Source organism: Calidithermus terrae (assembly GCF_003574345.1).
GTDB classification, from domain to species: domain Bacteria; phylum Deinococcota; class Deinococci; order Deinococcales; family Thermaceae; genus Calidithermus; species Calidithermus chliarophilus.
In genome coordinates this window covers 1-8,941 of the sequence record NZ_QXDL01000168.1, presented here as the reverse complement: position 1 = coordinate 8,941, position 8,941 = coordinate 1, and the positions used below count along the sequence as shown (strand labels likewise).

The window sequence follows — 8,941 nt, the reverse complement described above, 5'->3', positions numbered from 1 at the left end:
CCCCGACCCCTGCCCTAATTGGGCCTCCCCCCGGTGCGCGGGCACAGCCCGTCCCGACAGGGGATCGTGCCCTTGGTGCACAGCCGCAGGCTGTCCCGAAGGGGATCGTCCGATCGGTGCACAGAGCCTGCTCTGTCCCGAAGGGGATCGTCCGGGCGTGCTCGCCGCGGGTCTCCTCCCACCCCTCGACCCCCAGCGCCCCCTCGCGGATCCAGCGCTCGAGGGGGTCCTCCGCCTCAAAGCCCTCCAGGATCCGGGCGAACTCCTCCGGGCTCAGGTATTGCCACTGGGGGCCCTCGAGGCTCAGCGGGTCGCGGAATTCCACCAGGCTGGCGACCCCATCCACCCGGCTCCAGTGGGTCCAGTAGGTCTCCAGCCGGTCCAGCCCCTTCGGGGCCAGCAGCTCGTCGCGCACCCCGCGGCAGACTTGCTCTAGGGCGTTGGTGACCGAGGGGCCGCCGTGGTCGTCCTGATCCCGCAGGACCACCAGCACGTCCGGCCCCAGCCGGTAGGCCTCGACCTTGCAGCGGCCCCCGCCGCCCAGGCCGGGGTAGGTGAAAGCGGGGTGGGAGATCTCCTTCATGGTTCCCTCCGGGATGGCCTCAGTGTAGCACATCATCCGTGAAAGGTACATTTCACGGATGATGCGGACAGAGCCAAGCCAACCCTGTCCCCTGACCCTGGTCCTGGTCGCATTGGGTTTCCAGCCCTACTAGGAATGACCCCACAGGCGCTGGGGCCAACCTCGGCCACCGGTTCACGAGGGGAAGACATAAACCTCCGATGAGGACAACGGTGCCCGCGCCAAGTAGGCAGCGACATCAGCCGTTCGCAGCTGCTCAACAGCAAGGGCGAGTTCATGCGGGTCGTGGACTCGGCCATAGAGCGTGAATTGCTCCCCCAAGGAGAGCACCCGGTCCAGCGGGGACGCCGTCAGCTGCAGATGCGCGACGGCAACCTGTTCCTTCAGACCCTCGAGCAACCCAGCCGGGCAACCCTCACCCTCCAGAGCACGGAAGGCCGCCTGGATCCCTGGACCGACCTCCCCCCGGAGGGCGGCATCGTAGCCCACGATCACAAAACAGCCCGTCCACGCAGCTGTGGCCTGTGGCGCGACGAGCAGCGAGGTGGCCACCCCGCCTAGCTCGAGCGCCTGGACGAAAGGGAGGCGCCGGTCGGTGAGCATCTGCCGTACTACGGCCTCAGCCGCAAAGTCGGGGTGCCCCGGAGGCACGCCTGGCACCACTGCAACAGCGATCGGTTCGTTAAGACCTGGAGCGCCGCTGGACAGGGCAACCGGGCGAGGGGAATGGTACCCGGTCGGTGGGCGGGAATCGGAAGATGAGGTCAGCGAGATTCGCTCGGCCCACTCAAGCACCTCATCCCAGTCAAAGTTCCCGCCGACGCAGACGGCGGCGTTGGCAGGGGTGTACCACCTCCTGTGGAACGCGCGCACCGCGTCGACAGTGGCACGCTGTAGGTCGGCAGCGCTGCCTATGGGACTGAGGCTACGCCCCGATATGCGCCGCCAGACGGCCTCGACGGCACGCGCCATTGCGTCGGTGCTTGTCTCGGTCATTTCATTGAAAATAACGGCCTTCTCCGCTATCAAGTCCTCAGCCGTAAACGTAGGGGCGAATACCAGGGTGGTCAGCCCGTCTAGGAGGGTGGCAAAGTGCTCCGGTCGCGTCACCCCAAAGTAGCAGACGTAGTCTCTGGCCGTGTGGGCGCTGACCCAGGCACCGCAACGGGCGAGCTCACCACCGGGGGCCAGCAGGCGCCGGGTCTCGCGGAAGATCAGGTGCTCTATGAGGTGGGCGACGCCCTCGAGGCCGCTCTCCTCGCAGCGGCTTCCTGCCTTGACGAAAAGCGCGATCGCAGCGTAGGACGACCCGTCCATGGGCAGCCCGAGGACGCCGAGGCCGGTACCTATACCCGTATGCCAAGTGAGGACCGCCACCCTAGCCCTCCTCCAGCGGTTGATCCGATTCGACCACCGCCCAGTGGCAGGTCGGGTCAGCGGTAGCAAGCCGATCCAGCAATCCTTCCAATGTCGCCGCCTCACAGAGGGATACCAGATCATCGAGGGCCCGGGGAGAACCCCACAGGGCCAAGTGCTCCGCCAAGGCCACAGCTCGAGCAGCCGGGGCGTGGTCCTCCTCGAGGAGCTTGAGCACCGTGAGGCTGCGGTACTTCTCGAACTTTGGATCGTCCAGCCAGCCCCCTACACTGGCTAAGGCCCCCGCCAACGCGTGGTACGCCGGTCTGGCACGGTCAGCCGCGGTTGAGAGCAGGACCACGGGCAAGCCATAGCTCCCCGCCAGTTCCCGGGAGCAGTTGGCCGAGTAGATCAGTCCGTCCCGGTTGCGCAACGCCTCCACCAGTAGTGCGCTTGCGTCGGCGGCTAAAGCATGGCAGAGGATGTGGGTGTACACAAACGACTCCGGATCCTGGGGGAGCGGCGGAAGCGCGCACGCGACGACGGCGTGGCGTCCCAAGCTTCGGGCGCGCACGGTACGGGTGGGGCCGAACGTCACGGGCAACGCCTCTATAGGCAGACCGCGGACCTGCTCCAGCAGGTCCTCTGGCTGCTCAGCCCCCACGATGGCCAGGTTGGCACCCTCCGGGCCGATCCGGGCGAGTAGTGCGGCAGCCTGCGCCGCTCCCAGCCCGGCCGACCAAGCCGGGAGTCCGTTGTGACTCTGCGCATACACGAGGCGCCGGAGCACCACTGCGGGGGGCTCTGCGCTCGAGGGGGTGGGCTCGCTGCGGACGCGAGTGTTCAGCAGTTCCCGGATGAGTGCCTCCCCTTGTATGACTGAAACGCCGAGCAACTCCCGCAGGAAGCTTACGACTTCCGGTAGCTTTTTCCGGCGGGCCACGAAGGTGAGCGAGGCGGTGTGGGGCCCCAGCGCCTTCGTGATGGTGACGCCCCCGGCCTCGAGGGCCTCAACCCAGGGCTCCACGGCACCCCAGGTGGCCTCGAATACCGCTTGCGCAAGGCCGGACCAGCCCGGAGGGTCGGCAGCATACCCGAGAGGCAGCGTCAGCCGCGCTGCGGAGAGGACGGTGCGCGGTTCGGGGCACACCGCCACCAGCAGGCCGTTTTCGAGGTGTGCGTATACCAAATTCAGGCGCTCCCAGCGGTTTGGACGGGTTCGGCTGCGCGGATAAACTCAGGCACCAGGCTGTCCAGCATGAAGTTGAAATTCTCGGTGCGCTCACCACGGAGTGCCCGGCGCAGGCGATCGAGGAATGCGATAATCCCCGCCGACCCGGTGCCAAAGTCGGTCGAGATCCTGAGCAGCTGCTGGCCGGGGAAGGCGAGCCCGGATAGCCGCTCGACTCGGAATAGGAGGATGCCGTCGGCGGTCCGGTAGGCCTCCTGCAGGAAGCGCGGGTCTCCGGTGAACTCATACACGTCCAAAAGGGTGTTGCCCAGCCCAGCGAGCCCCTGGAAGAGGTTGGGGAAGGCCGTGTACCAGCGGCAGCAGTCGGGGATGAGCCGGTCGAGCACCCCCTTGTAGCGGGTCTCCCCGGTGTAACGCCAATAGCGCAGAAGCGCCGTCACCACTCCCGCGCTCCCGTCGACCCAGTAGTGGCTAACGACGTTGTCGTCAGGATCGTTCGGGTCTCGCTTGAGGCTATCGACGTCAGGCATTTCGGGATAAGGCATCACATGTCGCAGGTCCCACTCCAGCGCCTCCTTGCCGAGTTCAAGGTACGCCGCGTCTTGGGTGGCGTGCGCAAGGTACAGGAGAAACAGAGCTACGCCGCTTCCACCCCGAGCGTATCCGGTGTACTTTTGCAGCTTTTGGGAGGTCCACAGGGTCTCCCGGTTCTCTACAGCTCGCTGCCGTATCTCCCTCCCGGCCCGGTCGGCCTCGTCGAGCCACCGCTGCTGCCGGGTCCGCTCGTAGGCCGCCAGGCAGGCGAGGCCGTAGCCGCTCGTCCCGTAGAAAAGGCTGCTCTCCTCGAACAGGAGCGGGTGCCTGGAGGCGAGCCGTAGCAGCCGATCTGCCAGGTCCTCGAGGCCCTGCTCCCGCAGAACCCAGGAAACGCCGCAGAGCCCCAGGTAGAGCCCAGGGGTCATCCGCTCGGCGTTGAGGTGGCGGTAGCCTTTGTCGAGAACCCAAGCCAAGGCCCAGCCTGGAACCGGCTTCCCGATCGTCTTGAGGGCGTGGACCACCCCAGCCACGCCGTAGGCCACGCTCAGCGGGTTGGACTGGCGGGAAGCGATGTCACCCGGGAAGAGGCGGGTGTCACGTGAGGAGTCCGCGCTGCTCAGGATGTACTCCACCGCCCGGTCCACGACGGACTCGAGCACGTCCTCCGGCGGCAAGGTGTCCAGGTCCTGCGGTTCCAGTGGCACCACGCCGTCCTCAAGGACGCGCACGACCTCCTCGACGGTCGGCCGCTCCGCAGGGTCGGGGCTCAGCAGCCCAGCGATGGCGCCGTGGACCTGCTTAGGTAGCCCGAAGTACGCAGCAGCCCTGTCCAGGAAACGGCCAGCTGCCGCCGGCTCGAGCTGAAACATCAAGTTCCCCGGCAGCAGGTTGTGCAGAAAGATCGCCCCGAGGGAGTAGGCGTCGTCCGCCCAGTCCCGGGCCCCCTCCTGAAAGTGCCGTTGGCTGGCGAACCCCGGGGTCGAGAAGCGGTTGAATGCGTCCACACCACACTCCACGCTGCTCTCGAGGTCGATAAGCTTTACAGTCCCCCGTTTGGGGTCTGTTAGCACCACGTTCCTCACCGAAAGGTCGCAGTGGAGCACGTTATGCCGTTTGAACTCCAGCATCGCCAGTGCGAGGTGGTACCAGACCTTGCCGATCTCCTCCAGGTACCGCCTGCGGTCGTCCGGGCTCGGGTTGATCCGGCTGATCACCGGGTTGTGTCCCATCACGAACGTCACCAAGTCCATGCCCTCAACGAATTCCTCCGCGAGGAAGAGGTGCTCACCTTCCTCGAACAGGGCGACCGGGGCGGGTACCAGCTCAGTAGGCGCGAGCTTTGCCAACAGGCGCCACTCCTTCCGGAGCCTGCCGACGGCGTCCAGCCCGTCGCCCACGTTCTCAGAAGTGTACGGGCGTGCTTCTTTGATCACCACGGCCCCGCCTGTCATAGAGTCGGTTGCCCGGTATACGCCGCCACTGGTACTGAACGACAGCGCTCCCTCGACCACGAAGCGCCCCCGCCCCAACGTGAGGGTTTCGGTGGGACCCTCATCCTCCTCGCCAGGGTCGAAGGGGTCGGTGACCCAAGCGGGGCAGTGCCAGTAGGGAACCCGGAGGTCTGGCACGATATTCCCGTGCGGGTCCACCAGCTGCTGGGCAGCCGTGCCGTCTAGGGACAGCTCGGCCTTCCCTAAGAACGCCCCGTAGCGGTAGTGCACTACCTTGGAATCCTTGTACCTACGGTCCGAGAGCACATAGGGACCCTCGAACCCCTTGAACTCCTCGTATAACACTTCGCAGACGTGCTTAAACTGCTCGTCCGAGTTAGGGTAGACGACGATGAATTTGCACGCTGCAGGCCGAGGGTAGCCCTTCGAATTCATCCGGGTAAGGAGGCCAGGGTCCGAGACGCACTTGAAGGCGAGGTTCAGCTCAACGCAGACCCGGCAGGCCCGCTCGAGCACCTCTAATGACCGTCCTAGTGCGGATGAAAGGTGGATTTTCCAACCCTGGAGGCGAACCGGGTAGTTTGGGGGCGTGGCGAAGATCCAGACCTCACTGCGGATCACCTCCCACGAGGGAGGCACCAACCGGCGCACTACCTCGAGGTGCTCGTACGAGATCGGGATCCGGTCGGGCTTTTCGTAGAATTCGGGGTGTGCTGCTAGGAGCAAAGGCTCAAGTTCCCACTCCATATTCCTTGTACCTCACGCACTCAGTCCACAATGCCGTTTGCGCCGACAGGGGTGTTGTATGCCGCTGCCTGCAAGTCCCACAGCGCGCGGTATTCACCGTTGAGCCGCAGCAGTTCGGTGTGCGAGCCCTGCTCAACGACACAGCCATCCTTGAGCACGAAGATGTGGTCGGCCATCTGCACCGAGGCCAGGCGGTGGGTGATGAGGAGGACGGTCTTGCCCCGGCTGAGCTCGGCAAAGTTCAAATAGAGCTCGTGTTCGCTGCGAGGGTCGAGGGCGGCAGTTGGCTCGTCCAACACAACCAGATCGGCAGTCTCGCCCCTCATAAACCCTCGGGCAAGCGCGAGCTTTTGCCACTGACCGCCGGAGAGCTCGATTCCCCCAAAGGGCCGCCCGATCTGGGTCTGGTAGCCCGCCTCGAGTGAGTCCACCACGGGTCCGATCCCCGACTTAGCCGCCGCTGCCTCGACCCGGGCCTCCAGCTGGGGGAGGTCAACTCCGCCGAGCGCGATGTTCTCAAATACGGTCAGGTTGTAGCGTGCAAAGTCCTGGAAAACTGCGGTAATGCGCCTGCGCCAGGCGTCGAGGTCGAGGTCGCGCAGATCGTGGCCGTTAACCAGGATCTGACCCTCCGTGGGGTCGTAGAAGCGCATCAGCAGCTTCACCAAGCTCGTCTTGCCCGCCCCGTTCTCGCCCACGATCGCGTAGACCTTACCGGGCTCTAGGGTCAGGCTGATACCCTTCAAGACGGGCACCCCGGGTAGGTACGCGAAGCTGACGCCTCGGTACTCGACGCGGGGCGGTAAGGTAGGTTCGAGCCTCACCCCGGGCTTCTTCTCCGGGAGCCCAGGCTCCCGCGCCAAGTACTGCTGAAGCTGGCGCATGTAGAGCAGGTCATCCGCGAACGATGCCGACAGCTGGATAAAGTTCGCCAGATTGTCCTGGATGCCGACGAGCGCCTGCAGAAACAGTACGAGCGCCCCGACCTGCGCCAGCCCCCGCAGGGCCTGGTCCGCGATGAAGAGGACGCAGGCTGCGATGACCCCGAGGTTCACCATTCCGAGCGCCGCAGCGAACGTTAGCGCCCGGACCCGGGCGGGAGTGCGGGCCGCGACCATGGTCTCGAAGGTCCGTCGGTACAGGTTGAGGAAGTAGGCGCCCAGGTTGAACAGCCGGACTTCTTTGGCGAACTGGGCGTCGAGCAGCACCGTGGCGTAGTGGGCAAGCTTGCGCGCCTCCACCATGGTGTGGCTCATCACCCGCCAAATCCCGTTCTGGAGGCTGGCGGCAAACGCGACTTGCGGGATGAGGCTGGCGAGCACCACCGCCGGGATCCACCAAGCGATGGGGGCCAGGAGCGCGAGCAGGGCGGCTATAGTGATGAGATTCTGAGTGAGGTAAAGGGTCCGTAGGACAAACATCGATGGCCGGGCTAGGGCCTGCTCCTGCAGTAGCTGGATCTCGTTGTAGAACTGCGGGTCCTCGAACGGCCGGAGATCCTTGAATTGGGCGGCTTTCTCCATCAGTGAGAGCCTGGCCAGCCCCGAAACCTTCTCGTTCAGGCGGGTTTGCACGTACGACGCGAACGGGCCAATGAGGTACTGCCCTGCCACCGCCAAGCCCAGCACGGCTGCCGTGGTTAGGAAATCTTGCCGGTCCGCTGTTCCTCCGCCAAGCAGAGCGGCCAGTTGGCTGACCACACGCTGGGTCAGCCAAGCCACCACTGCAGGTAGCAGGCCCTGGAGCAAGGTGGTTGCCGTGGTGAACGCCAACTCCGCCGGCGCAATCCTCATCGCGTAGCGAAACCCGAAAACCACATCCTGTATCGCCATCATGCCTTTGACCCCAAAGGAATATGGGCACAAAGGCCCGGACTAACCCGAACCTTTGTGCCCAACACCGCAGCCAAGGTTCCCGCCTCCTTGCCGACAGTTACGGTAGGCTCAGACGCTAGGGGCAGTAGGTCGTCTGGCAGCCCCCGCCCGTGCAGCTGCTGGAGTAGCACGAGCTGCAGCTAGGCATCACCATGCCGTTGACGCGCTTGTCCTTCACCTGGAGCCTCTGAAGCTTGAGCACGTTCTTACGCATAGATCCTCCAATGCAATCAAGTCAAAAGCCTAGACCTGGCTGCGGTGGCGAACCAGTGCGTGGGGATATCAAACCCCTAAACACGACAGGGACTGTTTCTTTGTCCTACTGTCAACTGCCACCTAGACTCTGTCCTAATCCTAATACAAAGGCGCTCTGGAATTTGCAACCCTCCTAGAGCTTTCATTAAGGGTAGCCCCGGTACCTTTCGAGGTTAACCTCGGCACGTTCTGTTTCATATCTCTCCCCTGGACCTGGCGATCTCCGGCCCCGACAAGCACGGCAGGCTGTACCTGGCGAAGGCAAAACCCACTCGCGCTTTTCCTCGCGCGAGTGGATCAGGAGCGCCCTCAAGGGCTTCCTGAAACTGGTGGCTGAGCACCTCCAGGGCGAGGAGCGCTCGCAGTTCCACCGGGTCGTGCGTTACCTGAAGCGCTGGCGGGACCGGAACTTCCCCGATGCGGGCAACGCGGCCCCGGTCGGGATCGCCGTGACCGTGATGGCTCTGAAGGCCTTCCGGCCCTCCGTCGACCGAACGGGCAGGCCGGATGACCTGAAAGCGCTCAGCACGACCGTCAGGGGCATGCTCGAGCCGTTCCATTTCTTGCTGTTTTCCCCCGGACGGCAGTGGCCAAGCTGCTGGTGAAGCCCTTCGACCACGTGCTATCCTACATGACGCCCAAACAGAACCACCGGGCCGGAGTAGCAGGAACGGCGGCTGGACGGTCAGGGGGGCCACAGGCTTAGCCGGCGTTACTTTACGGAAACGCCGGTTTCCGAAAAAATTCTTAAGCGCCCCGGGGGGGGCACGGCCCCCGCTATGCTGTGGGGTTGCGCCCGGGACCGAACGTGCGTGCCGCACGGTCTGTACCCCGGTCCACGGGCGCGGGGCGGGCTCGAGGGGCCCGGACCCCCAAACCCTTAAACCCCCAAACCCCATAGGGGGTTTTGGGCTTCTGGGTTTCGGGGCTTCGGGGGCTCGAGCCC

7 protein-coding genes are annotated in these 8,941 nt (G+C 64.8%); 1 reads left to right on the top strand and 6 read right to left on the bottom strand.

Annotated elements, in window-relative coordinates:
* The 6 genes from Mterra_RS15920 to Mterra_RS22460 form a co-directional block, all read right to left on the bottom strand.
* The coding region (locus Mterra_RS15920; RefSeq protein ID WP_245971662.1) for a hypothetical protein at positions 1-619 on the bottom strand (619 nt) is incomplete at its 3' end.
* Positions 620-757: 138 nt separating this feature from the next.
* Complete coding sequence (locus Mterra_RS15915; RefSeq protein ID WP_170159703.1) at positions 758-1,960, bottom strand: M16 family metallopeptidase; 1,203 nt, start codon at positions 1,958-1,960, stop codon at positions 758-760.
* A 1-nt stretch (position 1,961) separates the two neighbouring features.
* On the bottom strand, positions 1,962-3,128 hold the full coding sequence (locus tag Mterra_RS22465) for an insulinase family protein (protein WP_170159702.1): 1,167 nt from the start codon (positions 3,126-3,128) through the stop codon (positions 1,962-1,964).
* Between the two features lie 2 nt (positions 3,129-3,130).
* Entirely contained in the window at positions 3,131-5,866 is a 2,736-nt protein-coding gene (gene lanKC / locus Mterra_RS15910) for a class III lanthionine synthetase LanKC (protein ID WP_119316062.1), read from the bottom strand.
* Positions 5,867-5,886: 20 nt separating this feature from the next.
* Positions 5,887-7,701, bottom strand: a complete 1,815-nt coding sequence (locus Mterra_RS15905) for an ABC transporter ATP-binding protein (protein WP_119316061.1) — start codon at positions 7,699-7,701, stop codon at positions 5,887-5,889.
* A gap of 115 nt (positions 7,702-7,816) precedes the next feature.
* Positions 7,817-7,954, bottom strand: coding sequence for a class III lanthipeptide (locus tag Mterra_RS22460; RefSeq protein ID WP_157202966.1), 138 nt, complete (start codon positions 7,952-7,954; stop codon positions 7,817-7,819).
* Positions 7,955-8,324: 370 nt separating this feature from the next.
* On the opposite strand from Mterra_RS22460, the gene Mterra_RS15900 reads away from it, so the two are divergent.
* Positions 8,325-8,600 (top strand): hypothetical protein, encoded by a 276-nt coding sequence (locus Mterra_RS15900; protein ID WP_027894359.1) that lies wholly within the window; start codon positions 8,325-8,327, stop codon positions 8,598-8,600.
* Positions 8,601-8,941: the final 341 nt, after the last annotated feature.

What these genes read in the sequence shown, in the direction of transcription:
- lanKC (WP_119316062.1), bottom strand. Translation starts at nt 5,866, where the DNA reads ATGGAGTGGGAACTTGAGCCTTTGCTCCTAGCAGCACACCCCGAATTC.
- Mterra_RS15905 (WP_119316061.1), bottom strand. Translation starts at nt 7,701, where the DNA reads ATGATGGCGATACAGGATGTGGTTTTCGGGTTTCGCTACGCGATGAGG.
- Mterra_RS22460 (WP_157202966.1), bottom strand. Translation starts at nt 7,954, where the DNA reads ATGCGTAAGAACGTGCTCAAGCTTCAGAGGCTCCAGGTGAAGGACAAG.